Origin of the sequence: Amycolatopsis japonica, assembly GCF_000732925.1 — a bacterium.
Classification (GTDB): domain Bacteria; phylum Actinomycetota; class Actinomycetes; order Mycobacteriales; family Pseudonocardiaceae; genus Amycolatopsis; species Amycolatopsis japonica.
This window is the reverse complement of record NZ_CP008953.1, coordinates 1,098,945-1,124,923: the sequence shown is the minus strand read 5'-3', so window position 1 is coordinate 1,124,923 and position 25,979 is coordinate 1,098,945. Positions and strand designations below refer to the sequence as shown.

Sequence of the window (25,979 nt, the reverse complement as noted above, 5' to 3'; positions counted from 1 at the left end):
TCGATACTCGTGGCATGTCCGACTCCCCCAGCCTCGATGGGCTTCGCGTCCTCGCCCATCCCGTGCGGCTGCGCATTCTGTCGCTTTTGACCGGTGTCGCGATGAGCGCGGCCGAAGCCGCGCGCGAACTCGGTGAGACACAAGCGAATGTCAGCTATCACCTGCGGCGACTGCACGAGGCCGGGCTGCTCGACGTCGCCGAGGAGGTCCGGATCCGGGGCGGGCTGGCGAAACGCTACCGCCACGATCCGGAGTCCGGGATGCGGTTCACCTCGAAGAACCCGGACGAAGAACAGCTGCTCATCGCGGCGATGGTCGAAGAACTCAAGCGCCGCAGCGAATTCCGCCTTCCGGACGAACGCGGGTCGATCAGCGACGCGGAAATGTGGGTCGACCGCGAGACCTGGGAGAAGGCGCTCGAACACGCCCGCGAACTGAGCGATCTGCTGCACTCGGCCGCGAAACCGCCCCGCACCCGGGGCACGATCCCGGTCAGCGCGACGGTCGCGATGTTCGAGATGAGGCGTCCGTGACGTCCCTGCGCGAACCTCTGCGCCAGCACAACTTCCGCTGGCTGATCGGTGGCCGCACGTTCGGGGAGTTCGGCAACGCCGTCGCCCCGCTCGCGCTCGCGTTCGCCGTGATCGACCTGACCGGTTCCGCCGTCGACATCGGCATCGTCGTCGGCGCCCGCTCGGTGGCGAGCGTGGTTCTGCTGCTGTTCGGCGGCGTGCTCGCGGACCGGCTGCCGCGCTCGGTGATCCTGCAAGGTACCGAGGTCGCCGCCACCCTGACCCAGGCCGCCATCGCCGCGAGTGTCCTTTGTGGATTCGCGTCGATCCCGCTCTTGGTCGGTCTGAGCGTGGTCAACGGCGCGGTGGCCGCGATCTCGGCACCCGCTTCGGCGTCGCTCACCCCGCTGACGGTGCCCGCCACGCAGCTCGCGCAGGCGAACGCGCTGGCCAGGCTGCTGTCGAACTCCGGCCGGATCGCCGGTGCCGGACTCGGCGGCATCCTGGTCACCGCGGTCGGCCCCGGCTGGGCGCTCGGCGGCAACGCGCTCCTGTTCCTGGGCTCCGCCCTGTCCTACCGGCGCATCCGCCTCGACCGCCGGGAACGGGTCCCCGGCAGCCGCCCGCTGGCGGAACTCGCCGAAGGCTGGCGCGAATTCCGGTCACGGACGTGGGTGTGGGTCGTGGTCGTGCAGTTCATGGTGGTGAACGCCGTCATCGCCGGCGGGATCGCGGTGCTCGGTCCCGTCGTCGCCGACAGCAGCTTCGGGCGCTCCGGCTGGGGTTTCGCCCTCGCCGCGCAGACGATCGGCTCGCTCGTCGGCGGGATCCTCGTGGCCCGATGGCAGCCGCGGCGCGCGCTGTTCGTCGGGGTCGCGGTGATCCTCTTCGAAGCGCCGCCGCTGATCCTCCTGGGCCAGGCGCCCTTGCTCCCGTTGCTGCTCGCGGCCATGTTCGTCTCCGGACTGGCGATCGAGCAGTTCGTGGTCGCGTGGGACGTCTCGCTGCAGGAGAACGTGCCCGAGGACAAGCTCGCGCGCGTCTACTCCTACGACATGCTCGGTTCCTTCATCGCCCTGCCGCTCGGCCAGATGGCGGCCGGACCGGCCGCACAGCACTTCGGGGTCAGCACGACCCTGCTCGCGTGCGCCGCCCTGGTCGTGGCCGCCACCTGTCTCGCCCTGTGCAGCGGTCAGGTGCGCGGACTGGTCCGGAAGACCTACGCCGCCCAGCCCTGACCGCCCGCCCCGCGAAAGTGGTAGCAAAGGTCCCTTGCTCCCTTTCCGCAGGTCACGGCCAGGGGCGGACCTCCTCGAGGAGCTTCGCGACCGCGAGCACCAGGTCGTCGGAGTGCCGCGGGCCGACGATCTGCAGACCGACCGGGAGGCCGCTGGAGGTGCGGCCGGCCGGCACACTGATGGCGGGCTGCTGGGTCATGTTGAACGGGTAGGTGAACGGCGTCCAGTCCGGCCAGCCGCTCAGCCCGCTGCCCGGCGGCACCTCGTGCCCGGCTTCGAAGGCGGGGATCGGCAGGGTCGGCGTGATCAGCACGTCGTAGCGCGTGTGGAACTCGCCCATCAGGATGCCCAGCGCGGCCCGCTCGGCGTTGGCGCCGAGGTAGTCGCTCGCCGAGAAGGTCTTGCCGAATTCCCAGACTTTCCGCAGCCCGGGATCGACCTTGTTCTCCGAACCGGCGGGGAAGGTGTCCAGCCACTTGGCCGCCCCCGTCGACCACAGGATGTCGAAGGCGGGCTTGGGATCCGTGAAACCGGGATCGGCCTCTTCGATGTGCAGGCCCGCGTCCCCGAGCGACTGGACCGCCGATTTGACGATCTCCGCGACCTCCGGATCGACGTCGACATAGCCGAGCGTCGGCGAGTACGCGGCGATCAGCCCGCGCACGTCCCGGCGGACGGCCTCGCGGTAGGTCGAGACGGGCGGGGCGAGCGCGGCCGGGTCGCGGTAATCGGGCATCGCGAGAACGTCGAGGAGCAGCGCCGTGTCGTCCACCGACCGCGCCATCGGGCCGGCGTGTGAGAGCGGCCCGAACGGGCTCGCCGGGAACAGCGGGATCCGGCCGTGTGTCGGTTTGAGACCGACGATTCCGCAGAACGAAGCCGGAATCCGGATCGAGCCGCCACCGTCGGTGCCGACGGAAAGCTCGCCCATCCCCGCCGCGACGGCCGCGGCACTGCCCCCGCTGGAGCCGCCCGCCGTCGTCGACGGGTCGACCGGGTTGCGGGTGATCCCGGTCAGCGTGTTGTCGGTGACGCCCTTCCACGCCAGTTCCGGCGTCGTGGTCTTTCCCAGCAGTACCAAGCCGTTCTCGCGCAGTCGCGCGGTGACCGGGCTGTCGACGTCCCACGGCTGATCTGGGTCGATGCACCGCGAACCGCGCAGCGTCGGCCAGCCCTGCGTCAGGAACATGTCCTTGATCGACGCCGGGACACCGTCGAGCCAGCCGATCGGGTTACCGTCCCGCCACCGAATCTCGGACGCTTTCGCCTGTTCGAGCGCGCCGTCGGCGTCGACCAGACAGAAGGCGTTGGTCTCACCGTCGCGTTCCTCGATGACACGCAACGCGTTCTGGGTGGCCTCGACCGGCGACAGCTCTCCGGTGGCATACGCGGCGACGAGCTCGCTCGCGGTCAACTTGGTGTCGTTCAATCCGGCCCCTAACCTTGGCGAAGCGTCTCCGACGGCACGTATCCGAGCTGCTTGTCCACGACGTTGCGCAGCGGCTCCCCCGCGCGCCAGCGACGGAAGTTGTCCGCGAACACCTCTACCAGAGTATTACGCCAGCCGACGAAGTCGCCCGACATATGCGGCGAGATCAGCACGTTCTCCATAGTCCACAAAGGACTTTCAGCGGGCAGTGGCTCGGTGTCGAAGACGTCGAGCGCCGCACCGGCGAGCGACCCGTCCCGCAGCGCGCCGATCAGATCCGAGGTGACGACCAGTTCACCGCGGCCCACGTTGACGAACCGGGAGCCGGGTTTCATCGCGGCGAAGGCCTCCGCGTCGAACATGCCCTTGGTCTGCTCGGTCAACGGCGCGACCGCGACGACGTAGTCCGCTCCGGGAAGATGACGAGACAGCTCCGAAGACGCGTACACGTCGCCGAAGTCGGGATCGCCCTCACGAGCACGGCGTCCGACACCCGCCACCGACATCCCGGCCGCCCGCAGCATCCGAGCGATCGACCGGCCGATCGGTCCGGTGCCGACCACCAGTACCCGGCGGCCGGAGATCCGTTCACTCTCCCGGTGCTTCCACCGCCGCTGCTTCTGCAGGTCCCACGACCGGGCGAAATCCTTGGCGAACGCGAGGACGACCCCGAGCACGTACTCGGCTATCGCCCCGTCGAACACCCCCCGCGAATTGGTGAGTACGACGTCGCTCTCCTGCAGCCCCGGGAAGAGCACCGGGTCGACGCCCGCGCTGGCGATGTGCAGCCAGCGCAGCCGGTCGGCCGCGTGCCAGGCGCCCGGGACGGCGGTGGACAGGAAGTCGTAGACGAAGAACGCGTCGGCGCCGGATAACGCATCGGCCAACCCGGCCGCGTCGGTGTAACGAACCACCGCTTCGGCTTCGATAGCGCGCATGTCCGGTGGGCGCGTGTCTCCGCAGAGCACCGCCAGCACAGGGGTCTCCGAGGCGATCACGTTGACACCGTAAAAGTGGCTCGTATGATTGTCAACAATCCGAGGAACGACCCCCGGAGCACCGGACCTGTGGCAGCAGAAGCTTTCCGGAGGCTGAGACTTGGATTTCGACTTACTGGAGTTCGAAGGCCCGTTGGCGCAGCGCGGTATCGGCGTGATCGCCCCCTTCGACCTCGCCCTGGAACGCGAGCTGTGGCGCTGGGTTCCCATGGAGGTCTCCCTCCATCTGGCGCGCACACCGTACGAGCCGGTGCCCGTCAGCATGGAGATGGCCCAGCTCGTCAGCGACAGCAGGCATCTCGCCGCCGCCACGAGGGACGTGCTCCACGTGGAGCCCGAAGTCGTCGCCTATCTGTGCACCTCCGGCAGTTTCGTCAACGGTGTGGACTACGAACGTTCTCTGACCAAGGCGATCTGCGATGCGGGCGCGACGGACGCCGTCACCACGTCCGGAGCACTGGCGGAGGTCCTGCATCAGCTCGACCTCCACCGGGTCTCGGTGCTGACGCCCTACGACGGCGACCTGACCGGGAAGCTGCACGACTTCCTGGCCGAACTCGGCGTCCGCACCGTTTCGAGCGACCATCTCGGCCTGGGCGGCGGCATCTGGAAGGTCAGCTACCGGACCATCGCCGAACGCATCCTCGCCGCCGACCACGCCGACGCCGAAGCCATTTTCGTCAGTTGCACCAACCTCCCCACCTACGATCTGATCGAGCCACTCGAAAGCGCGCTCGGCAAACCCGTCCTCACCGCGAATCAGCTCACGATGTGGGCCTGCCTCCGGCGGATGAACCTGCCGATCGTCGGGCCCGGCAAGTGGCTCCGGGAGGTCGACTGACCTCTTCCCTTACGATTGTCGACAATCTGCCCTCCGGAGGTTCCGTGCCCATCACGCCGTTCGCCCCACCCGAGCCGCCGTCCGAGACGACCACCATCGGGTTCATCTACCCCGATCACGCGGCCGAAGACGACTACCCGCTCGCGGAACAGCTCCTCGGCGGGGACATGGCCGGGATCAAACTGCCGGTCGAGCACATCTACGGGACCGACCTGCACGCCGTGCCCGAGCTCCTGGACCTCGGCAGCGAAAGCCGGCTCGCCGACGGCGCCGCACTGCTGGCCAAACACGAACCGGACGCGGTGGTCTGGGCGTGCACCAGCGGCAGTTTCGTCTACGGCTGGGAAGGTGCCCGCGATCAGGCCGACCGGCTGGCCGCCGTCGCCGGCGTCCCGGCGTCGAGCACCTCCTTCGCCTTCGTCAACGCCGCACAGGCCCTCGGCGTCCGGCGGGTCGCGGTCGCCGCCAGCTACCCCGACGACGTCGCCCGCCTGTTCGTCGAATTCCTCGGCGCGGGCGGGATCGAAGTGGTCTCGATGGGCAGCGCGGACATCGACACCGCCGCCGAGGTCGGCGAACTCGCCCCGGAAGCCGTCGTCGAACTCGCGGTGAGCCGCGACCACCCGGCCGCCGACGCCCTGCTCGTCCCCGACACCGCCATGCGGACGCTCGGCGAGATCAACACGCTCGAAACCAGGCTCCGCAAGCCGGTGCTGACCGCCAACCAGGTCACCGTCTGGGAGGGCCTGCGGCTCACCGGCAAGGCCCCGCTCGTCCGCACCTTAGGCGCCCTGTTCGGACTGAGGAGCAGCTGAACCATGTCCTTGCCGGAAATCGAGCCGGTCAGCCGGGAGTCGACCGCCGGGATCATCGCGCGCCAGCTGCGGGACGCGATCATGACCGGCGCCCTCCCTCCCGGCACCCAGCTCGGTGAAACGGACCTGGCCTCCCGGTTCCAGGTTTCGCGGGGACCGCTGCGCGAGGCGATGCAGCACCTCGTCTCCGAAGGGCTCCTGCGCAGTGAACGCCACCGCGGGCTGTTCGTGATCGACCTCGAACCCGGCGACGTCTACGACATCTACTCGGCGCGCTCGGCCATCGAACGCGCCGCGATGCTGCGCGCCTTGCGCGGGGACCGGGAACGGGTCGCCACCGAACTCGAAGAGGCCGTGCGCGCCATGGCCGCCGCCGCGGACGACGACGACCCGACCGCGCTCTCCTGGGCGGATCTCCGGTTCCACGAGGCGCTGATCGCCGCCTCCGGTAGCAAACGGCTCGTGCGCATGGCACGGACGCTGCTGATCGAGACGCGGATGTGCCTCACCGCTCTGCAGGGCACCTACCAGCAGGTCGAAGAACGGGTCACCGAGCACACCAGGATCATCGAGGCCCTGCGGGCGGGCGACGAAGAGACCGCGCTTTCGCTGCTGGAAGCCCATATGGAGGACGCCGTCCAGCGACTGGCACCGGGAACCAGCCTGCGGGAGGGCGAAGCTCCCGCGGTGCCCTAGGGATTCAGCCACGGCCCCGCGCCCCCAGCACCGGCTGCCCACCGGTCCCGCCACGGAACTCCCTGTCCCACGGCCAATTTCCGTGCTCGTCCTCGTAGACCAGTTGCAGGGCGCGGAAGTTCTCGCCGTACAGCAGGACGGCGGTGAGCAGATGCGCCGACGGCGAACTGAGCGGGACGACCTCCAATGACGGCCATCCCACCTCCGCGGGCAGCACCTCGCCCGGCTCCGGCGGCCCCGACCGGACCACCTGCTGGGCGAAATAGTTCAGCAGCTGACCGGATCTTCGTTCTCTCAGGCCGGTGACGACCAGTTCCGGAAGCCCGGCGTCGGTGAGCCCGACCGTGTACGCGAAACCTGGTTGCACGATTCCGCGCTCGACCGTCTGCACCATCCAGCCGTACTTCCGGATCAGCGGACGGACCTCCTCGGTGAGGTAGTCGGCGCGGGTCTTCCCGGGGTTGTCGCAATGCCAGCACATCGGCACTCCTCCAGTCGTCGAATCCGATGATCGACACTGTGCACCGGGGCACCGACAAAAACTCGCGCCCCGGATCGGCGCACGTGCGACGAACGGACTTTCATACCGGACTTCGCGCCGAGATTCCCTTTCGTGGCAACGTTTTTTCGTCGTGAGAAAATCTGCAGGTTTGCCGAGAAGGAAGGTGACGTGTTGCGAAAGCCACTTTCGCAACGCTGAAGGTTGGGAAAGTGGCTTTCGCAACCTCCCGCGCGAACCGGACCGTGAAGGCCCCCTTCATTGCGCCTAACGCAGTGAAGGGGGCCTTCACGTACTACCTGAAACCATGAATGGACCATTCATGACATCCAGGACTTGACACGTCACCGGGCGGATGGTTCAAGATAGAGCGGCGACCACCGCGGATCCGAGTTCGGCGGTGGTGGACTTCCCGCCGAGGTCGGGCGTCTGCACGGTCCCCTCCTCGAGAACCTTTTCCACCGCGGCGCGTACATCTTGTGCCGCAACGGTTTCCCCGAGATGTTCGAGCAGCATCGCCCCCGCCAGGATCTGCGCCACCGGATTCGCGATGCCCTGTCCGGCGATGTCGGGAGCGCTGCCGTGTACCGCCTCGAACATGGAAGGGAGCTCACCGGTCGGATTGATATTGCCCGAAGGCGCCATCCCGAGCCCGCCCGTCACGGCCGCCGCCAGGTCGCTCAGGATGTCGCCGAACAGATTGGAAGCGACCACGACGTCGAGCCGGTCCGGCGCCTGCACCATCCGCGCGGCGAGCGCGTCGACATGACATTGTTCGGCGTGCACGTCCGGATACTCCGAAGAGATCTCGGCGAAGATCTCGTCCCAGAACGGCATCGAGTGAATGAGCCCGTTGGACTTGGTCGCCGAGCAGACCCGGCCCGTCCGCGTCTTCGCCAACTCGAAGGCGTAGCGGATGATCCGCTCCACCCCCACCCGCGTGAACACGGATTCCTGTAAGACGAACTCGTTGCCGAGACCGCGGTTGTGCCTGCCCCCGATCTCCGAGTACTCGCCCTCGGAGTTCTCCCGGACGATCACCATCTCCAGTTCGTCGGCGCTCCGGCCGGCCAGTGCCGACGTCGTCCCCGGCAGCAGCCGGACCGGCCGGAGATTGACGTACTGACCGAACGCGCGCCGAACCGGAATGAGGAGGCCCCACAGGGAAACATGATCCGGGACGCCGGGAAAGCCGACGGCACCGAGAAAGATCCCGTCGAACCGGGAGAGTCGCTCGATACCGTCGTCCGGCATCATCGAGCCGGTCTTGGTGTACCGCTCACAACTCCAGTCGAACTCCTGCCACGACAAGGAGAAACCGTGCGACGCCGCCGCGCGGTCGAGGACCTTGCGGGCCTCGACCGTCACGTCGACACCGATCCCGTCGCCGGGGATGCTCGCGATCCGATACGAAGAAGTCACAGAGCCACCGCGATGTACTTGGTCTCGAGGAACTCGTCGATGCCGACGGTGCCGCCCTCGCGGCCGAGGCCGGATTGCTTGATCCCGCCGAACGGCGCCGCCGGATTCGAAACCAGCCCTTGGTTGAGGCCGATCATGCCGGCCTCCAGCCGTTCCGAAACCCGCAATGCCCGCTTGAGATCGGAGGTGTACACATAGGACACGAGACCGAATTCGGTGTCGTTCGCCGCCGCGATGGCCTCGTCCTCGCTGTCGAACGGGGTGATCGGGGCGACCGGCCCGAAGATCTCTTCCGACGCGAGCCTGGCGTCCTTGGGCACGTCGGTGAGCACCGTGGCCTGATAGAAGTTGCCCGGACCGTCCACAGTGGATCCACCGGTGAGGACGCGCGCGCCTCGCTCGGTGGCGTCGGCGACCAGGCCGCTGACCTTCTCGACGGCGGCTTCGTCGATGAGGGGGCCGACCACGACACCCTCCTCGGTGCCGCGCCCCATGGGCAAGGCCTCCATGCGCTCGGTGAGGCGCCGGGAGAACTCGTCGACGATGCCCCGCTGGACGTAGAAGCGGTTCGCGGCCGTGCAGGCTTCACCGATGTTGCGCATCTTCGCGGTCATCGCACCTTCGACCGCCGCGTCGAGGTCGGCGTCTTCGAAGACGAGGAAGGGGGCGTTGCCGCCGAGTTCCATCGAGGTGCGGAGCACCTTGTCCGCGCACTGTTCCAGCAGCTTCCGGCCGACGCCGGTCGAGCCGGTGAAGGACAGCTTGCGGGCGCGACCGTCCCGGATCAACGGCTCCATCACGCCGCCGGAGTCCGACGTCGTCAGCACGTTCAGCACGCCTTCCGGCAATCCCGCTTCGGCGAGGATGGCCGCGAGGGCCAACATCGAAAGGGGGGTCTGAGCAGCGGGTTTGATGACCATCGTGCAGCCTGCCGCCACCGCGGGCCCGATCTTGCGGGTGCCCATCGCCATGGGGAAGTTCCACGGCGTGATCAGCAGACACGGGCCGACCGGCTGTTTGGTCACGAGGAACCGGCCTGTCCCGTTGGGAGCGACGGCGTAGCCACCGTCGATCCGGACGGCTTCCTCCGCGAACCAGCGGAAGAACTCGGCCGCGTAGGTGATCTCGCCCTTCGACTCCGCGAGCGGCTTGCCCATCTCGAGGGTCATCAGCAGCGCGAGTTCGTCGGCGCGCTTGATCAGCAGTTCGTAGGCGCGGCGCAGGATCTCACCGCGTTCACGCGGGGCGACGTTCGCCCAGTCGGCCTGCGCGGCCACGGCCGCGTCGAGTGCGCTGACACCGTCCGCCGGTGACGCGTCGGCCACCTCGCACAGGGCTTCGCCTGTCGAGGGGTCGAGAACGGGGAAGGTCTTCCCGTCGGCGGCGGGCACCCACTTGCCGCCGATGAACAGTTCCTTGTCGACCGACGTGACCACGCCGGCCTCACTGATCGAGCTCATCCCAACGCTCCTCCATGTTGTCCCGAACGCCATGCTATGGATATTGTCAACAATCGACAACAGCTCAGCCGACCTAGGAGCGCAGCCCATGGCCCAGCTATCACCGCTGCTCAAGCAGGCAACGCCGGTCGTGGTCGACCACGGTGAAGGGGTTTACCTCTACGACACCGATGGCAAACGTCACCTGGATTTCACCGCCGGTATCGGCGTGACCAGCACCGGCCACTGCCACCCGCACGTGGTGAGCGCGGCGCAGGAGCAGATCGGCAAACTCATCCACGGGCAGTACACGACGGTCATGCACAAGCCGATGCTGGAGCTGACCGAGAAGCTGGGCGGCGTCCTGCCGGAGGGCCTGGATTCACTCTTCTACGCGAACTCGGGCAGCGAGGCGGTCGAAGCGGCGCTCCGGCTGTCGCGGCAGGCGACCAAGCGGCCCAACGTCATCGTCTTCCAGGGCGGGTTCCACGGCCGGACGGTCGCGGCGGCGACGATGACGACGTCGGGTACCCGGTTCAGCGCCGGGATCTCGCCGCTCATGTCCGGGGTGCACGTCGCACCCTTCCCGTACGCCTTCCACTACGGCTGGGACGAGGAGACGGCGACGAAGTTCGCCCTGCGCGAGCTCGACTACCTGTTCGCGACGGTCTGCGCGCCGAACGAAACGGCCGCGTTCTTCATCGAGCCGGTGCTCGGCGAGGGCGGGTACGTCCCGGCGAACCCCGCGTTCCTCGCCGGACTACGGGAGCGCGCCGACAAGCACGGGATCCTGCTGGTGATGGACGAGATCCAGACCGGTTTCGGCCGGACGGGCCGGTTCTGGGGACACGAGCACTTCGGGGTACGCCCGGACATCGTGCTCATCGCGAAGGGGCTCGCGAGCGGCTTCCCGATCTCGGGCATCGCCGCGTCGGAGGAGCTGATGGCGAAGGCGCTCCCCGGTTCCCAGGGCGGCACTTACGGCGGTAACGCGGTGGCCTGCGCCGCGGCGATCGCCACGCTCGAAGTGATCCAGCGCGAAGGTCTGGTCGAGAACGCCGCCGAACGAGGACGCCAGCTCCTGGAAGGTGTGCGGGTGATCGCGGACAAGTCGCCGTCGATCGGTGACGTGCGCGGGCTGGGGCTGCTGGTCGGTTCCGAATTCACCACACCGGACGGCGAGCCGGACACGGCGAAGGCTCAGGCGGCCCAGAAGGCAGCGTCCTCCAACGGGTTGCTCCTGCTGACCTGCGGGGCGTACATGAACGTCGTGCGGATGGTGCCGCCGCTGATCGTCGACTCGGAACAGGTCGACGAGGCGCTGCGGATCTGGGGCGACGTTGTGGCGGGGGTCGAGTGATGGCCCGCTACATCACGATCACCCTGGACAAGCGCGGGGTTTCCTGCCGCGCCCGGCTGCTCGACGCCGAAGCCCCGCGGACCTGCCGCGCGGTGTGGGACGCGTTGCCGCAGAGCGGTTCGGCCTACCACGCGAAGTACGCGCGCAACGAGGTCTACACCCTCGTGCCGCCCTTCGCCGAACCGAAGCCGGGCCGCGAAAACCCCACGGTGACCCCGATTCCGGGGGATGTCGTGTACTTCGGGTTCGAGGCTTGGGAGATCGGCAACCCGGCGTACGGCTACGACGAGGACAGTGAGGCGCACAGCGATCAGGGTGCGACGGATCTCGCGATCTTCTACGGCCGCAACAACCTGCTGATCAACGGCGACGCGGGCTGGGTGCCCGGCAACGTGTTCGCGACGATCGAAGAGGGTCTGGCCGAGATGGCGGAAGCCGCGCAGGATCTGTGGCTGCGCGGTGTCGAGGGCGAGACGCTTTCGTTCGCCCGCGCGTGAAACCCGTGGGCGGTGCGGGTTTCCACCCTCACCGCCCACGGGCCGGCACCCCACCCTGGCTTACTGCTTCAATTCGGAGAGCCGGTACTCGACGCCACCGACCTCTTCGCCGCGCTGGTCGACCTGAGTCACGTTGACGGTGTATTGCCCGCCGGCCGCTTCGGCTCCCGCGGTGAAACTCAGTCTGGCGCCCACCTGCTCCCCCGACTTGAACGTCAGGCCACTGATCCGGGCTCGCTGCGGATCGACGATGGCCAGCTCGGTCTCGCCGATCCGTTCGACACCCTCACCCTTCGCGCCGGCTGCCCGCCAGCGTGCGGCGAGGTCGGGTCCGAGGTCGATGGTGATCCGTCCCGGGCCGGTGAACGGCCTACCCGGCTGCGTGAAGACGATGTCGCCGACCGCGGTGGGATCGGGGCCGTCCCAGCCGAACACGATCGGCCGGTACTCGGGGATCTTGATCTTGAACGGCAGGACGTTCACGTTGTGCCAGCCGATGTTGTTGTTCTTGCGTGCGTTGGTGGACGTGCTCAAACCTTCGGTCGGCAGATCGGTCGGCGAAAGCCACCGAGCCAGCAGGCAGAAGTGCGAGCCGAACGGGACCGTCCACGGGATGACGACCGTCTTGGTGCCATACGGTACGGACACGCCGGTCTTCGAACCGATGTAGGTCCACTGGCTCGCCCATTGGGCCACGGTGCCCTGTTTCGTGTAGTAGACCTGCAGCGTTCCCTTCTCGAGCCCGTCCCCGTACGGGCCGGGATTGTTCAACGTGACATGGATGTAGACCTGTTCCCCCTGGTGGACCGGCTGGTCGGTGAGGCAGGGGGTTATTCCCTTGCACACCCGGATGTCGGGGCTGGAGTAGAGCGAACCGGTCGAGGGTTCGAACCCGACATCGGACGTGTTGTCGCGGATGAAGACGTCGCTCCGGTCCCCCGGTGCGGCCTGCACCGCCGGCGCGACCCCCGCGAACAGCGTCGCGGCGGCCAAGATGGCCGAAGCGAGCAGTGCTCGCCTGCGCCGCGGATTCCTGCTGATCATGTTCCCCTCCTAGGGCGAAACGTTCGACCCGTTGACCGTCGGTCAGACCGGTTGTGGCGGGGTTGTCGAGATCGTGTGCCCTAATTGGCCGATTTCGGTGAGTCTTCGCCCGGATACGCTCACCGAGGTCACATGCCGGAGGGAGCAGGGTGCCCGGGCCAGGGGAACTACGGGTGCTGGGCCCGGTCGAAGCGATCGGCCCCACCGGGCGGGCGGAGTTGCACGGCGCCCGCCAGCGAGCCGTGCTCGGCGTTCTCGCCCTGCACGCGGGTTCGGTCGTCCCGATCCCCCGGTTGGTCGACGTGCTCTGGGGCGAAGATCCGCCGCGCACCGCGGTGAAAACCCTGCACAGCCATGTCGCACGGATCCGGCAGGCACTGGAGGACTGCGGGTTCCCGCTGGTCCTGCAGACGCGCAAACCCGGGTACGTCCTGACGGTCGCACCGTCCTCTGTCGACGCTCTTCGCTTCGAAGAAGAACTTCGTGCCGCCAAGCGGAGTAATCCCGGTCAGGCGGTGACGGCGTTGCGCGAGGCGTTGCGGCTCTGGCGCGGTGAGGCTTTCGCGGACGCCGAACTCGACGGCTGGGGCCTGCGCGAGGTCGAACGGCTCCAGGAACTACGGCTGTCCGCCTGGGAAGAACTTTGGGACGCCGAGCTCAGGCTCGGCGAACACGAAGAGGTCCTCCGGGAACTTCCACGGCTCCGCGCCGAACACCCGTACCGCGAACGGCTCGCCGCGCTGCACATGCTCGCCCTGCATCGCTGCGGCAGACATGCCGAGGCGTTGGAGACGTTCCAGGCCGTGCGCAGAGGGCTGGCGGACGAGTTCGGTGTCGATCCCGGACCGGAACTCGTCGAACTGCACACGTCGATCCTGCGCCGCGCGCCCGAACTCGACGCACCCGCACGGGGTACCGCGCCCGCCCAACTCCCCGCCCGTGTCGGACATTTCACCGGGCGGCAGCAGGAGCTCGCTTCACTCGACGAACTGCTCGACGAAGCCGAGCCGCCGGTCGTGGTGATCTCCGGGGCGGCGGGAATGGGGAAGTCCGCGCTCGCCGTGCAGTGGGCGCATCGCATCGCGGATCGCTTCCCCGATGGCCAGCTCTTCCTCGATCTCGCGGGGCACGACCCGAACGAGGCGCTGTCGCCGGGCGACGCGCTCGCGCATCTGTCGCGGGGTCTCGGCCTCCCCGACGACCGGCTGCCCGACGCGACGGCCGAACGCGCGGCGCTCTACCGCTCGCTGCTGCACGGCAGGCGTTGCGTGATCGTCGCCGACAACGCGGGCGGCGTCGACCAGATCCTTCCCCTCGTCCCCGGTACGGCGAAGGCGATGCTGATCGTCACCAGCAGGCAGACACTGGCGGCGCTCGGCAGCAGGCACGCCGTCCGGGTGTTCGCGCTCGACGCGCTGGCCGATCCGGAATCGATGACGCTGCTCACCCGGGTGCTGGGCGCGGACCGGGTCGCCCGCGAGCCCGCGCAGGCCGCGCGGCTGGCCAGGCTGTGTGACGGGATGCCGTTGGCGTTGCGGATCGCCGCCGCGCGCCTGACCGGTGAGCCGAGCCGTCCGATCGCGGAACTCACCCATGAGCTGACCGGTGTCGGACGATTGGAAACCCTTGCGGTGCAAGGGGATTCCCGGACGGTCAAAACCGTCCTCGCGAGTGCGTACCTGCCGCTGGAGCATGCTCCGGCCCGCCTGTTCCGGCTGTCCGGGCTGATCCCGGGGACGTCTTTCAGCGCTGCACTCGGCGGCGCGCTGTGCGGGGTGCCCGCCGAAGCGGGCCGGGCCGCGGCCGCCGAACTCTCCGCAGCGCACCTGATCACCCCGGCGGGCCCGGATCGCTATCGCCTCCACGACCTGATCCGTGAGTTCGCCGTCGCGTGCGTCCGCACCGACGAAACGACGTCGAGCCGCGCCGAGGCCGCGGATCGGCTGATCGACTGGTATCTGCACGTCGCCGCCGAGGCGAACCGGATCATCGACCCGAACCGCGATCTGGTCGTCCCGGCCTTGCGACACCCGGCACCCGGAAGGCCGTTTCCGGCGGAAAGACGTGCGGCGCTGGCGTTCCTGGGGGCCGAGCGCCCGAACCTGCTGCCTGTGGTGCGGTTCGCACGCGAACACGGCCGCAACACCGCCGCTTGGCAGCTCACCTACCTGCTCACCAGTTTCTACGACACCACGGGCGGCTGGAACGAGCGGATCGGGCTCTGCCGCGAGGGAGCCGCGGCGGCCGCCGAGCTCGACGATCCGTTGGCGGAAGCGGAAATGCTGCGTGCGCTCGGCGCTGCCTACTTCATGACCCGCAGGCTGACGGACGCGCTCGAAACCAACGCCCGCGCGTTGAAGGCCGCCCGTGCGGCCGGCGATCTCGAAGGCGAAGGACACATCTACAACAACACCGCGAACGCCTACGCCGCGCTTCGCCGGTTCGACGAGGCGATCACCGCGTACCGGCTCGCGGTCGAGCGGTGCACCTCGGCGGGCAACCGGCTCGGCCGCGCCCTGTCCCAGCGCAACCTCGGCCACGCCTACATTCGCCGCGGCCAGCCGATGGACGGTCTCAGCCCGCTGACGGCCGCGCTGGAGACGTTCCGCGAACTCGGCAACGCCCGGCTGGAAGCGGCCACCCTGGACACCCTCGGCGAGGCCTACGAAGAACTCGGCGATCACGATGTCGCGCTCGACCACCTCGGCAAGGCGCTGGCCGCGTCCAGGGCGATCGGCGACCGCTGGCAGGAGTGGGAGTCGCTGCTGCACGCCGGCCAGGTCCACCTCGCCCGCAAGGATTTCCGGGCCGCCCGGGACGACTTCGACCAGGCGCTGCTGATCAGCCGGGACGTCGGGAACCGGCACAGCGAGGCAGCCGCCCTCGACCGGCTCGGCCGCGCCCACCTGGGGCTCGGCGATCTGGCGTCGGCGAGGGAAAGCCTCGAGCGCGGAGTCGCGGTCCGGGCGGGTGTCCCGGATCCGTACGAGGAGGCTCACCTGCACCGCGACCTCGGCGACCTGGAGACACGGTGCGGCGACACGGCCGCCGCGGCCGCCCACTGGGCTCGAGCGATCGAGCTGTACCGGCGGGCGAACGCGACGGCCGACGCCGACCTCGTCACCCGGCGGGGCTGATCACCACGGTGGAGGTCGCGTACACGAGCCTGCCCTGCGACGGCTCGAAGAACTCGACCCGCGCCTTCCCCGTTTGCCCGGGCAGGACCGTGAGTTCGGCGTATCCCCTGGTCTCACCGCGCTCGAAGGTGACGACACCGTCCTTCACCGGCTCGTGAGCGGAGCCTTCGGTGCGGTAGCGGATCGTGAGCGGTCCCGCGAGCCACGGCCGGGAGAGCACGAGCGGCACCTTGCAGCTGGTGGCCTGCGCGAAGTTCGGCGGGAGCGACCAGCAGATCTCGCCTTCCTGCGTGGTGGCCAGCGGCACGGTCTTGGCCTTGTCGTCGTCGGCCACCCAAGCCACGCCGACGCTGTGCCCGATCCGCACGCCTTTCTCGCCGTACAGGCGCAGTGAGAACAACTCGTCGTTCTCGACGAAGGAATCGGCGCGGACCTTGACCGCGACCGTCTGCGTGTCCGCCCGCCCGGCCCAGGTCAGCGTGCCCGCACGCGGCAGATAATCGACGCTCTCCTTCGCGACGAACGCCGGGTCGACCGGCGAACCGTTGCCCTCGATCGTCCGGTATTCGACCGAGCCCTGCGGTGCGCAACCGCCGTCGGCGAGTGAAACGGTGAAGAGAAGGGTGGTGTACCCGGCGCTTGTCCCCTCGGCCTGGCTGACGCCGCTGACGTTCACCACGGGCGTGGTGCAGCCCGTTCCCGCGCCTTCGGCCGCCGGTACCGCGAGCCCGAACGCGATCGCGAACGACGCCCCCAGCGCCGCGATCCGCCTCATCCTTGATCCCATCGAGCGTCCACCCCTTCCGGCGGGCCGCCGCGGCCCGCTGCGACATGGGTATCCGAGTGAGGTTGTCGTGAGGTTGTGACCGGCGGAAGCAAACATGAAAATGATTCATGGCCATCCCCGCCCACGACGTACTACGCTTCGGTAACCAGGCAAAGAAGCGTGAGGAAGGGCAGTCGATGGGCGATGTTGCGGCACGGTTCGCCGAGATCGTCGGGGACGCGAACTTGCTGTCAGGCGAGGCGATCCCCGAGGACTACGCACACGACGAGGCTTTGACCACCTCGGCGCAGAGGCCCGCCCACCTGGCGAAACCGGGAAGCGCCGAAGAGGTCGCGGAGCTGCTGAAGGCGGCCAGTGAACACGGCGTGCCGGTCACCGCGCGCGGGTCGGGCACCGGCCTGTCGGGTGGTGCGCGGCCTCGCGAGGACGGCCTGGTGATCTCCTTCGAACGCATGAACGCCGTGTTGGAGATCGACACCGAAAACCACGTCGCCGTCGTCCAGCCCGGCGTCACACTGTCCGATTTGGACGAAAAGACCACGGAGGCCGGACTCGGCTACACCGTCTATCCCGGGGAACTGAGCGCGAGTGTCGGTGGCAACGTCGGCACGAACGCGGGCGGCATGCGCGCGGTCAAATACGGCGTCACCCGCCACAACGTCGTGGGCCTACAGGCCGTGCTGCCGACCGGCGAGATCATCCGGACCGGCGGCAAGACCTCGAAGGTGTCGACGGGTTACGACCTGACCCAGCTGATCATCGGCTCCGAAGGCACCCTCGCGATCGCCACCGAGGTCATCGTGAAGCTGTACCCGCGCCTGCCGCACGGTGCCACGGTGTTCGCCCCGTTCGAGACCTTCGACGAGGTGATGACCGTCGTCCCGAAGATCATCTCCAGCGGGCTCGCGCCGCACATCCTCGAGTACATCGACAATCTGACGCTCGCCGCGATCAGCTACAACGAGAAACTCAGCCTCGGCGTGCCCGACTCCATCCGGGACACCGCGCAGGCCTATCTGGTGGTGGCGCTGGAAAACCGCGACAGCGACCGGCTGCACTCGGACGTCGAGGAGCTCGGCGGGCTGCTGGGAGACCTCGGCGCGATGGACGTGTACGTGCTCGAAGGCCCTTCGGCACGCAAGCTCATCGAGGCACGCGAAAAGGCGTTCTGGACGGCCAAGGCGGCCGGTGCCGACGACGTCATCGACGTGGTGGTCCCGAGGTCCGCCATGCCCGAATTCCTGCGCAAGGCGAGGGAAATGGCGATGTCGCGCGAGGCGGGCGCGCTCGGCTGCGGACACGCCGGCGACGGCAACGTCCACCTCGCCATCTTCTGCAAAGACACGGACAAGCGGAAGCAGCTGCTGACCGACATCTTCGCGCTGGGCATGGAACTCGGCGGCGCGATCTCCGGCGAACACGGCCTCGGGAGGGCCAAGGCCGGCTACTTCCTCGACCTGGAGGACCCGGCGAAGATCGCGCTGATGCGCCGGATCAAGGAAAGCTTCGACCCGGCCGGGATCCTCAACCCCGGCGTTCTTTTCGCTGAGAGGGCATGAAAAGTGAGTGAGATGAACGGCGCCCAGTCCCTGATCCGCACCCTCGTCGACGCGGGCGTCGACGTGTGCTTCTCGAATCCGGGCACCTCGGAGATGCACTTCGTGGCCGCGCTCGACTCCGTGCCCGAGATGCGCGGCGTGCTCGGCCTGTTCGAAGGCGTCGTCACCGGCGCCGCTGACGGGTACGCGCGCATCGCCGACAAGCCGGCCGCGACGCTGCTGCACCTCGGCCCCGGACTCGGGAACGGGCTGGCGAACCTGCACAACGCGCGTCGGGCCCACACCCCGATCGTCAACGTGATCGGCGATCACGCGACCTACCACAAGCAGTACGACGCCCCGCTCGAATCGGATATCGAGGCCGTCGCCGGTTCGCTCGACGGCTGGGTCCGCCGTTCGGAGCACACGAAGGACGTCGGTGCCGACGCCGCGGCGGCGGTCGCGGCGTCGCAGGACGCCCCCGGGCAGGTGGCGACGCTGATCCTCCCCGCCGACGCGTCCTGGGGCGAGGGCGGCGAAGCGTGCGCGCCCATCCCGCCTCGGATTCCGCAGGTCGTCGACGCGACGACGGTGAAGAACATCGCCGAAGTGCTGACCAGTGGCGAACCGGTCGCCCTGCTCGTCGGCGGCAGCGGCTGCCGCGAGGCCGGGCTGCGCGCGACCAGCCGGATCGCGGCCGCGACCGGCGTCAAGACGTTCGTCGAGACCTTCCCCGCCCGGCTCGAACGCGGCGAGGGCCTGCCGACGATCGAGCGGCTGGGCTACCTCGCCGAGCAGGTCGCGTACCAGCTCGACGGGATCAAACACGTGATCGTCGCCGGCACGAAGGCTCCTGTCTCGTTCTTCGCCTATCCCGGCAAGGCGAGCAACCTGGTGCCCGAAGGCGCGCAGGTCCACGTGCTGGCCGAAGTAGCGCAGGACGTGCCGCGAGCTCTGGCCGACGTGGCGGAACTGGTCGCGGCCGAGACCGAGCCGGTACTGCAGGAGGCCGCCCGGCCCGCGTTGCCGTCCGGGCCGCTGACCCCGCAGAACTGGGTCGAGGTGATCGGCGCGCTGCTGCCGGAACGCGCGATCATCGCCGACGAAGCGAACACGTCCGGGCTGTTGCTGCCCGCCGCGACCGCGGGTGCGCCCCGGCACGATGTGCTGACCTTGACCGGCGGCGCGATCGGCTACGGCATGCCCGTCGCGACCGGGGCCGCCGTCGCCGCACCGGACCGGCCGGTGATCAACCTGCAGTCCGACGGCAGCGCGCTGTACACGATTTCGGCGCTGTGGACGCAAGCACGAGAGAACCTCAACGTCACCACGGTCCTGCTGAACAACCGCGCGTACGCGATCCTGCGGCTGGAGCTGCAGCGTGTCGGCGCGGACGCCAACGGCCCCAAGGCGAACGAACTGCTCGACCTTTCCCGGCCGGACATGGACTTCGTCAAGATCGCCGAAGGCATGGGTGTCCCGGCGACCAGGGCGACGACCGCCGAGGAGCTGGCCGAGCAGTTCCAGCGCGCGCTCGCCGAGCCGGGCCCGCACCTGATCGACGCGATCGTCCCGACGCTGTTCTGAGCGGAGTGCCCTTGCGTTGCGGTGAAGGGACTTCATCGCAACGCAAGGCGCGCTAGTGGACCGAAGCGACCAGCGGCTCGGGCTGACGTTGCTTCGGGACGAAAGCGGTCAAGACGAGCCCCAGGAGCGCCGCACCGGCGGCGACCACGAAGCTCAGCCGGAATCCGGCCGCGGACGGGACGGAGACCCCGCCGACGGTGATCGCCAGCGACGCGAGCATGGACGCCATCACCGCGCTGGACGTCGATGTGCCGACGGAGCGCATCAGCGAGTTCAGCCCGTTCGCGGACGCGGTTTCGGTGACCGGCACCGAGCCCATGATCAGCGCGGGCATGGCCGCGTAAGCGATGCCCACACCACCGCCGATGATGATCGACGCCGTGATCAGCTCGACGGCGTTGTCCATCAACACGGTCGCGAAGACATACCCGGTCGCGATGGTGGTGGCACCGACCATCAGTGTCGTACGCGGTCCGTAGCGCTCGATGAGCCGGGCCGAAACCGGCGACAGCATGAACATGACCAGGCCGTTCGGCGCGAGGCAGAGACCGGCCTGCACCATCGTCAGGCCGAGGCCGTAGCCGGTCGACGCGGGCGCCTGCAGCAGCTGCGGGAACGACAACGCCATCGAGTACAGGGCGAAACCGATCATGATCGACGCGAGGTTGGTGAACAACACCGGACGCCGCGCGGAGACCCGCAGATCCACGAGCGGATCCCGGCGTCGCAGCTGGTAGGCACCCCAGACCAGCAGGATCACCAGCGCGCTCCCGCCGAAGGCCAGCGTGCGGCCACTTCCCCAGCCCCATTCGCTGCCCTTGACGATCGGCAACAACAGGCAGACCAGGCCGACCGTCAGCCCCAAGGCACCGAGGTAGTCGAACGGCGCCGGTGTCTTCACCGGCGATTCCGGCACCACGAAGAGGATCAGCAGGCCGCAAATGAGCCCAAGCCCCGCCGACGCCCAGAAGAGGACGTGCCAGTCGGCGTTCTGCGCGACCAGCGCCGACACCGGGAGCCCGATGGCACCGCCGACACCGAGTGTCGAACTCATCACCGAGATCGCGGCACCGACCCGTTCCGGTGCGAGCTCGTCGCGCATGATGCTGATGCCCAGCGGGATCGCGCCCATCGCGCAGCCTTGGAGCCCCCTGCCGACGACCATCAGCGCGAGCGAACTCGTCAGCGCCGACACCACCGAACCGGCGACCAGGAACCCCAGGCTGATCAGCAGCAACCGGCGTTTGCCGTAGAGGTCGCCGAGCCTGCCGCTCACCGGCATCACCACGGCTCCGGCGATCAGGGTCGCCGTCACCACCCACGACGCGTCCGACGGAGTCGTGTCGAGCAGCCGCGGAAATGCCGGGATGAGCGGGACGACCAGCGTCTGCATGAACGAGGCCACCAGCCCGCAAGTGGCGAGCACGACCACGAAGATCCGGGGCGAAGGTGCCCGTCCGACCGGTTTCACCATGCGCATCCCATGATCCGACCTTACACAGCACCACCCTTCCCAGTGAATGAACAACGGACGGGATCACAGCCAGGTGCGGACCCCGCCGTGCCCGGAGCAGGTGCCGCGGCGATTCTGGCTGTAGCTGTACGAACCGTCCTTGCAGAGGGCGGTCGCACCGTCGGCCGCGCCGGGGCCGCTCGCCGGCCGATGGACGCACACGCCGTCGGTGTTGCGGTAGTAGTCACTTCCGCATTCCGCCGGATTCGGTGCCTTCGGCGTCGCCTGCGTGGTCTTCGGACGCGCCTTCGTCGGCTTCGGCTCGACCTGTTTCGGCACCTCGACCGCGCTCGTGGCCGGTGGAACGAACTGCTGAGGTGTCGGCGTAGGCGTCGCCGTGCTCGTGGTCGTCGGCGGCGTCCACGCGGTGGTCGTCGGCGTCGACATCTGACTGCTCGCCGGCGTGACCCGCCCCGTGGGCACGGTCTCCACTCCGCAGGCTCCGGCGACCAGAAGTCCGATCGCCAGTGCCATGCCCAGCTTCGTTGCGCTCTTCGGCATAACAACCTCCCCAGCACCTGGTAGTGCCGCGTAGTCGGGAGATCGTTCGCCGGTGTTAACGGCGGCTGTGGGTCAGTCGACCATCGTGCCGCAACTGATATTCAGCGCCGTCGCCGTCATGCTGCGCGCGTGATCCGACGCGGCGAAGGCGGCCACCCGGGCGACGTCTTCGAGTGAAGCCGTCCGCTTGAGCATCGTCGCGTCGACCATGTCACGGACGGCGTCTTCGAGCCCGGCCTCCGCCGGGATCGTCTCCGGGATCCCGCCGGTGCGCAGGGTCACGACACGGATGCCCTGCGGTCCGAGCTCGCAGGCCAGTCCTCGCCGCAGCGCTTCCATCGCGCTGAACGCGACCTGGAGCCCACCGAGGTGATATCCCGGCAGCGGGTCACCGTCGCCACCGAACATCAGGATCACCCCGGACCTCTGCTCGATCATGTGCCGAGCGGCCGCCCGTGCGGTCAGGAAGTTCGTCCGTACCGCCGTCCGGACCGGGCTTTCCAAGTCCTCCAACGACATCTCGACGAGCGGAGTGCCTTGGACGTCGTTGTGCGTGATCACGTTCATCGAGATGTCGACACTGCCCGCCGTGGAAACCACCGACGCGGCATGCTCGTCGACGGCGGCTTCTTCGAGTGCGTCGAACTCCGCTGTTTCGGCTTTCCCGCCGGCCTCCCGGATTTCGTCGGCCAACGCGTCGAGCTTCTTCAGCGTGCGGCCGGTGAGATGGACGGTCGCGCCTTCTCTCGCGAAGCCGCGGGCCACCGCGCTCCCGATTCCGCCCGCCGCCCCGTAGATGATCGCGTTCCTGCCTTCGAGCAACATCGCTTCCTCCTACTTTCCATCCAGTGTGATGAGACCTTCGGGCATTCCTTCCAGCCGGACGTCGGCCCACAGCGGGAGCCACGGGTCGATCTCGTGGAACCGGCGCAATTCCGCCAAACCGCTGAGCCAGCCCATCCACGAGCCGTAGGGCGGCTTCTCGTCGGAAAATCCACTTTGGACGAACGTCAGCTTGGTGCCGCCGTCGGAATCCTCAAGCTCCCACGTGGCGACGACGCCGTCCTGATACGCGAGCGACATTTTGGTGTCGGGCACCAGGTCGACGATCTTCGCCGGATCCGGGTCGTTCTCCAGTGACCCCATCGCCCAGCGGCCGCCGACCTCGGTCTCCGCCTCGATCCGGGCGCCGAACCAGCGCGTGAACACGGCGGGATCGGCGATCGAGGAGTAGACCTCGCCGCGCGGCGCGTCGATCCGCACCTCTTCGCTCATCAGCGGGGAGGTGAGGTCGCAGCGGGCGGTGAGCGGCCGTCCTTCGACGTGGTCGACGAGGTTCGCGATGGACAGTGCCCAGAACGTGTACATCATGCCGAGTGACGAATCCGGGTCGGCGAGCATCGCGGTGTAGTCCGGCAGCCCGCTCTGACTGAACGACAAGGACGTGCCGTCCCCGTCTTCCGTCAGCACGATCTCGACGACGGTCTCCTTGCCGTCGACGGTCCACGCGAACCGCAGGACGTTATCCTCGGCCAGCAACAGTCGCTGGCGCGGACGATCGCCGTCCGGTGTGTAGCGGCCCCAGAACTCGTACCGGGACGGCAGGTCGACTTCCGCGTACTCGGAAAGCCACTCGCGCAGCGCCCCGGGATCGGTCAGCGCGTGCCAGACCTCGGCGATCGGCGCGCGCAGGCGCACCTGAAACCTCGTCGGTTCAGTCACGGGCATCTCCCTTCGGGTAACAGGCCACGGCGAGCTTGAAGGCGTCGCCTTCCGCTCCGCCGTAGCGGGTGAACAGGTCCTGCAAAGTCGTCTTCAGTTCGTCGAGGAATTCCTGGCGCCGCTCGGGCTCCACCCGGATCTCGCCGGAAACGCCGATCGACGGCAGCTCCGGCGCGGCCCGGTCGAGCGCGGCGACGTCCGCCTGGACCTCCTCCATGAGGTCCACCAGGTAGCCCAGGCTCAGCTCGTCCCGCGCCACCCGCGGGCCGAGCCGTCCGACCAGTCCGGGTGACAGCCAGTACGAACGGGCGGTCGCCTGGTACACGCCCTCACTGACGGCGCGCACCTTCCGCTCCGACACCTGCTTCACGAGACCGGCTTCCACCAGTCGCTTCACGTGGTAATAGACCCGCTGGGGAGTCTGATCCAGCACCGTCGCCACCTCGGTGCACGACCGCGGCTCCGCCAGCTGCCGCAGGACGTCCACCCGCTGCGGTTTCAGCAACGCCTCCGCCTGCTCCAGCCGATCGAGGTACTCCACATCCTTCACGGCGTCACACCCTTGATCACAAAAATCAGTTTGAACGTAAAAATCCATTTTGTCAATCGGCCCGGATCGCGCTACTCTCGTCGTGTGGCGATCCTGCGGCGGTACGCGGCGGAAATCGCGGTCACCGTGGCGGTGATCGCGGGCTCCGTCGCGGCCTCGCTCGGGGACGGCGCGGAGACACCGCGCAACGCGGCCGTCGGCTGGGTCTGCGTGGCGCTCGCCTGCGCGGCGTTGTTCCTGCGCCGCCGGTTCCCGCTCCCTGTCACCATCTTCACCGCGGTGTGCTGCGCGATCTACTACCCGCAGACCGATCCGGACGGGTTCGTCCTGCTCGCGTTCGCCTTCGCGCTGTACAACAATGCCTCGACCGGACGGATCCGGAGCGCGGCGGTCGTCGCGGCGGCCTCGATGGGCGGCGTCGCGATCGGCGAGCTGGGGGCCGGCGCCTCACGGCAGGTGGACAACTTCGCCTTCCTGCTGATGGCGGGCTGGTTCATCGCGCTGGTCGCGGTCGGCGCCGTGACGTACTACCGCCGAGAGGCCGAGCGCACCAAGGAGGCCGAGGCCCAGCGAAGGGCCACCGACGAACGCCTCCGGATCGCGCGCGAACTGCACGACGTCCTCGGCCACAACCTTGCGCTCATCAACGTCCAGGCCGGTGCGGCCCTGCACGGCAAGGATCCGGCGAAGGCCGAGGAGGCACTGACCACGATCAAAAAGACCAGTAAGGAGGCGTTACGAGAACTTCGCGCCACCCTGGGCATGTTGCGGCAGGCGGACACACCGAGCCTGGCCAGGGTCGCCGAACTGGCCGAGTCGGCGGGCGCGCACGGGCTGACCGTCCGGACCGAGATCGACGGCACGGCGACGGAACTGCCACCCGACGTCGAGCACGCCGCGTTCCGCGTCGTCCAGGAGGCGCTGACCAACGTCGCGCGCCACGCCGCCGCGAACACCGTCGTGGTGCGGATCGGCTACACGCCCCATGATGTGTCCGTGCAGATCGACGACGACGGCCGGGGAGGCACGGCGGAGCCCGGCAACGGGATCCGCGGCATGACCGAACGGGCCGAGGCACTCGGTGGCGAACTCACCGCGGCCGCGCGCGAGGACGGCGGCTTCCGCGTGCGCGCCCGGCTTCCCCTGCGGGTGAGGAAATGATCCGGGTCCTGCTGGTCGACGATCAGCGGCTGGTCCGGGCCGGGTTCAAGTCCATTTTGGACGGTGAAGACGACATCAGCGTGGTCGCCGAAGCGGCCGACGGGCGTGAATCCCTCGAAGCCGCGCGCGAACACGAACCCGACGTCGTCCTGATGGACATCCGGATGCCGGTGATGGACGGGCTCACCGCGACCCGGCATCTGCTCGGAGATCCGGCGCGGGCCGGGACCAAGGTCGTCATCCTCACCACCTTCGACCTCGACGAGGACGTCTACGGCGCCTTGCGCGCGGGTGCCAGCGGGTTCCTGGTCAAGGACACCGAACCGGAGGAGCTGATCCACGGTGTCCGCGTGGTCGCCAGGGGCGACGCGTTGCTCGCGCCGTCGATCACCCGCCGCCTGATCTCCGAATTCGCCGGCCGGGTGGACCGGCCAGCCCCCTCGCCCACCCTGAACCGGCTCACCGAGCGGGAACGCGAAGTGATGAGCCTGGTCGCGGCCGGTCTGTCCAACGACGAGATCGCGAAGGAACTCGTGCTCAGCCCGGCGACGGCGAAGACGCACGTCAGCCGGATCATGACCAAAGTGGACGTCCGTGATCGCGCGCAGCTCGTCGTGCTGGCCTACGAATCGGGCATGGTCACCCCCCGCTGGTTGACCCCGTGACCACAACCCCGGTAGTACGGGAAGCGCC

At 68.5% G+C, this 25,979-nt stretch carries 24 protein-coding genes; 12 read left to right on the top strand and 12 right to left on the bottom strand.

Annotated features, from left to right (window positions below; all coding sequences use genetic code 11):
- Positions 1-14 precede the first annotated feature (14 nt).
- A complete protein-coding gene (locus tag AJAP_RS05565; protein WP_038508782.1) occupies positions 15-533 on the top strand; it encodes a winged helix-turn-helix domain-containing protein in 519 nt (172 codons plus the stop codon).
- The gene (locus AJAP_RS05560; protein WP_038508781.1) at positions 530-1,750 is read left to right on the top strand and encodes an MFS transporter; all 1,221 of its coding nucleotides are present in this window, start codon (positions 530-532) and stop codon (positions 1,748-1,750) included. Before AJAP_RS05565 ends, AJAP_RS05560 begins: the two co-directional genes overlap by 4 nt.
- 52 nt (positions 1,751-1,802) lie before the next feature.
- On the opposite strand, the gene AJAP_RS05555 is transcribed toward AJAP_RS05560, so the two are convergent.
- Positions 1,803-3,179 carry an amidase gene (locus tag AJAP_RS05555; protein WP_038508779.1) on the bottom strand — a complete coding sequence of 459 codons (1,377 nt, stop codon included), beginning with the start codon at positions 3,177-3,179 and terminating at the stop codon, positions 1,803-1,805.
- A gap of 8 nt (positions 3,180-3,187) precedes the next feature.
- Entirely contained in the window at positions 3,188-4,177 is a 990-nt protein-coding gene (locus tag AJAP_RS05550) for a D-2-hydroxyacid dehydrogenase (protein ID WP_038508777.1), read from the bottom strand.
- A gap of 100 nt (positions 4,178-4,277) precedes the next feature.
- Here AJAP_RS05550 and AJAP_RS05545 point away from each other — a divergent pair, with 100 nt between their 5' ends.
- From AJAP_RS05545 to AJAP_RS05535, 3 genes are read left to right on the top strand one after another with little or no spacing between them, the layout of a single operon-like run.
- Positions 4,278-5,018: a maleate cis-trans isomerase family protein gene (locus tag AJAP_RS05545; RefSeq protein ID WP_016336992.1), complete on the top strand. Its 741-nt coding sequence runs from the start codon at positions 4,278-4,280 to the stop codon at positions 5,016-5,018.
- Positions 5,019-5,062: 44 nt separating this feature from the next.
- Complete coding sequence (locus AJAP_RS05540) at positions 5,063-5,833, top strand: maleate cis-trans isomerase family protein (protein ID WP_051972349.1); 771 nt, start codon at positions 5,063-5,065, stop codon at positions 5,831-5,833.
- A 3-nt stretch (positions 5,834-5,836) separates the two neighbouring features.
- A complete protein-coding gene (locus tag AJAP_RS05535; RefSeq protein WP_038508774.1) occupies positions 5,837-6,529 on the top strand; it encodes a GntR family transcriptional regulator in 693 nt (230 codons plus the stop codon).
- A gap of 4 nt (positions 6,530-6,533) precedes the next feature.
- Here the strand turns inward: AJAP_RS05535 and AJAP_RS05530 are convergent, their stop codons facing one another.
- The 3 genes from AJAP_RS05530 to AJAP_RS05520 form a co-directional block, all read right to left on the bottom strand.
- Positions 6,534-7,010: a DUF4262 domain-containing protein gene (locus AJAP_RS05530; protein WP_038508772.1), complete on the bottom strand. Its 477-nt coding sequence runs from the start codon at positions 7,008-7,010 to the stop codon at positions 6,534-6,536.
- Positions 7,011-7,388: 378 nt separating this feature from the next.
- Positions 7,389-8,450, bottom strand: coding sequence for a tartrate dehydrogenase (locus AJAP_RS05525; RefSeq protein ID WP_038508770.1), 1,062 nt, complete (start codon positions 8,448-8,450; stop codon positions 7,389-7,391).
- Positions 8,447-9,910 carry an NAD-dependent succinate-semialdehyde dehydrogenase gene (locus tag AJAP_RS05520; RefSeq protein WP_038508768.1) on the bottom strand — a complete coding sequence of 488 codons (1,464 nt, stop codon included), beginning with the start codon at positions 9,908-9,910 and terminating at the stop codon, positions 8,447-8,449. Before AJAP_RS05520 ends, AJAP_RS05525 begins: the two co-directional genes overlap by 4 nt.
- An 88-nt stretch (positions 9,911-9,998) precedes the next feature.
- On the opposite strand from AJAP_RS05520, the gene AJAP_RS05515 reads away from it, so the two are divergent.
- Positions 9,999-11,249 carry an aspartate aminotransferase family protein gene (locus AJAP_RS05515; RefSeq protein WP_038508766.1) on the top strand — a complete coding sequence of 417 codons (1,251 nt, stop codon included), beginning with the start codon at positions 9,999-10,001 and terminating at the stop codon, positions 11,247-11,249.
- Entirely contained in the window at positions 11,249-11,746 is a 498-nt protein-coding gene (locus AJAP_RS05510; protein WP_038508763.1) for a DUF3830 family protein, read from the top strand. The genes AJAP_RS05515 and AJAP_RS05510 overlap by 1 nt, the downstream gene beginning before the upstream one ends.
- A gap of 60 nt (positions 11,747-11,806) precedes the next feature.
- Here AJAP_RS05510 and AJAP_RS05505 read toward each other — a convergent pair whose 3' ends face one another.
- Positions 11,807-12,790 (bottom strand): hypothetical protein, encoded by a 984-nt coding sequence (locus AJAP_RS05505; protein ID WP_038508761.1) that lies wholly within the window; start codon positions 12,788-12,790, stop codon positions 11,807-11,809.
- Between the two features lie 149 nt (positions 12,791-12,939).
- Here AJAP_RS05505 and AJAP_RS05500 point away from each other — a divergent pair, with 149 nt between their 5' ends.
- Positions 12,940-15,927, top strand: coding sequence for an AfsR/SARP family transcriptional regulator (locus tag AJAP_RS05500; RefSeq protein WP_228694863.1), 2,988 nt, complete (start codon positions 12,940-12,942; stop codon positions 15,925-15,927).
- Here AJAP_RS05500 and AJAP_RS05495 read toward each other — a convergent pair.
- The gene (locus tag AJAP_RS05495; RefSeq protein ID WP_038508757.1) at positions 15,911-16,702 is read right to left on the bottom strand and encodes a Calx-beta domain-containing protein; all 792 of its coding nucleotides are present in this window, start codon (positions 16,700-16,702) and stop codon (positions 15,911-15,913) included. The two genes, AJAP_RS05500 and AJAP_RS05495, sit on opposite strands and share 17 nt — an antisense overlap.
- A 188-nt stretch (positions 16,703-16,890) precedes the next feature.
- On the opposite strand from AJAP_RS05495, the gene AJAP_RS05490 reads away from it, so the two are divergent.
- Entirely contained in the window at positions 16,891-18,273 is a 1,383-nt protein-coding gene (locus tag AJAP_RS05490; RefSeq protein ID WP_038508755.1) for an FAD-binding oxidoreductase, read from the top strand.
- Between the two features lie 12 nt (positions 18,274-18,285).
- Positions 18,286-19,839: an acetolactate synthase large subunit gene (locus AJAP_RS05485; RefSeq protein WP_038508753.1), complete on the top strand. Its 1,554-nt coding sequence runs from the start codon at positions 18,286-18,288 to the stop codon at positions 19,837-19,839.
- Between the two features lie 52 nt (positions 19,840-19,891).
- Here the strand turns inward: AJAP_RS05485 and AJAP_RS05480 are convergent, their stop codons facing one another.
- The 5 genes from AJAP_RS05480 to AJAP_RS05460 all read right to left on the bottom strand — a co-directional run bounded on the left by AJAP_RS05480 (position 19,892) and on the right by AJAP_RS05460 (position 24,125).
- Positions 19,892-21,319, bottom strand: a complete 1,428-nt coding sequence (locus AJAP_RS05480; protein ID WP_038508752.1) for an MFS transporter — start codon at positions 21,317-21,319, stop codon at positions 19,892-19,894.
- Between the two features lie 57 nt (positions 21,320-21,376).
- Positions 21,377-21,853, bottom strand: coding sequence for a DUF3761 domain-containing protein (locus tag AJAP_RS05475; RefSeq protein WP_228694862.1), 477 nt, complete (start codon positions 21,851-21,853; stop codon positions 21,377-21,379).
- A gap of 72 nt (positions 21,854-21,925) precedes the next feature.
- Complete coding sequence (locus tag AJAP_RS05470) at positions 21,926-22,678, bottom strand: SDR family NAD(P)-dependent oxidoreductase (RefSeq protein ID WP_038508748.1); 753 nt, start codon at positions 22,676-22,678, stop codon at positions 21,926-21,928.
- Between the two features lie 9 nt (positions 22,679-22,687).
- On the bottom strand, positions 22,688-23,581 hold the full coding sequence (locus AJAP_RS05465) for an SRPBCC family protein (RefSeq protein ID WP_148311451.1): 894 nt from the start codon (positions 23,579-23,581) through the stop codon (positions 22,688-22,690).
- Positions 23,568-24,125, bottom strand: a complete 558-nt coding sequence (locus AJAP_RS05460; protein ID WP_037341182.1) for an ArsR/SmtB family transcription factor — start codon at positions 24,123-24,125, stop codon at positions 23,568-23,570. The genes AJAP_RS05465 and AJAP_RS05460 overlap by 14 nt, the downstream gene beginning before the upstream one ends.
- An 84-nt stretch (positions 24,126-24,209) precedes the next feature.
- Here AJAP_RS05460 and AJAP_RS05455 point away from each other — a divergent pair, with 84 nt between their 5' ends.
- Positions 24,210-25,286, top strand: a complete 1,077-nt coding sequence (locus AJAP_RS05455; protein ID WP_038508746.1) for a sensor histidine kinase — start codon at positions 24,210-24,212, stop codon at positions 25,284-25,286.
- Positions 25,283-25,951, top strand: a complete 669-nt coding sequence (locus tag AJAP_RS05450) for a response regulator (protein ID WP_038508744.1) — start codon at positions 25,283-25,285, stop codon at positions 25,949-25,951. The genes AJAP_RS05455 and AJAP_RS05450 overlap by 4 nt, the downstream gene beginning before the upstream one ends.
- Positions 25,952-25,979: the final 28 nt, after the last annotated feature.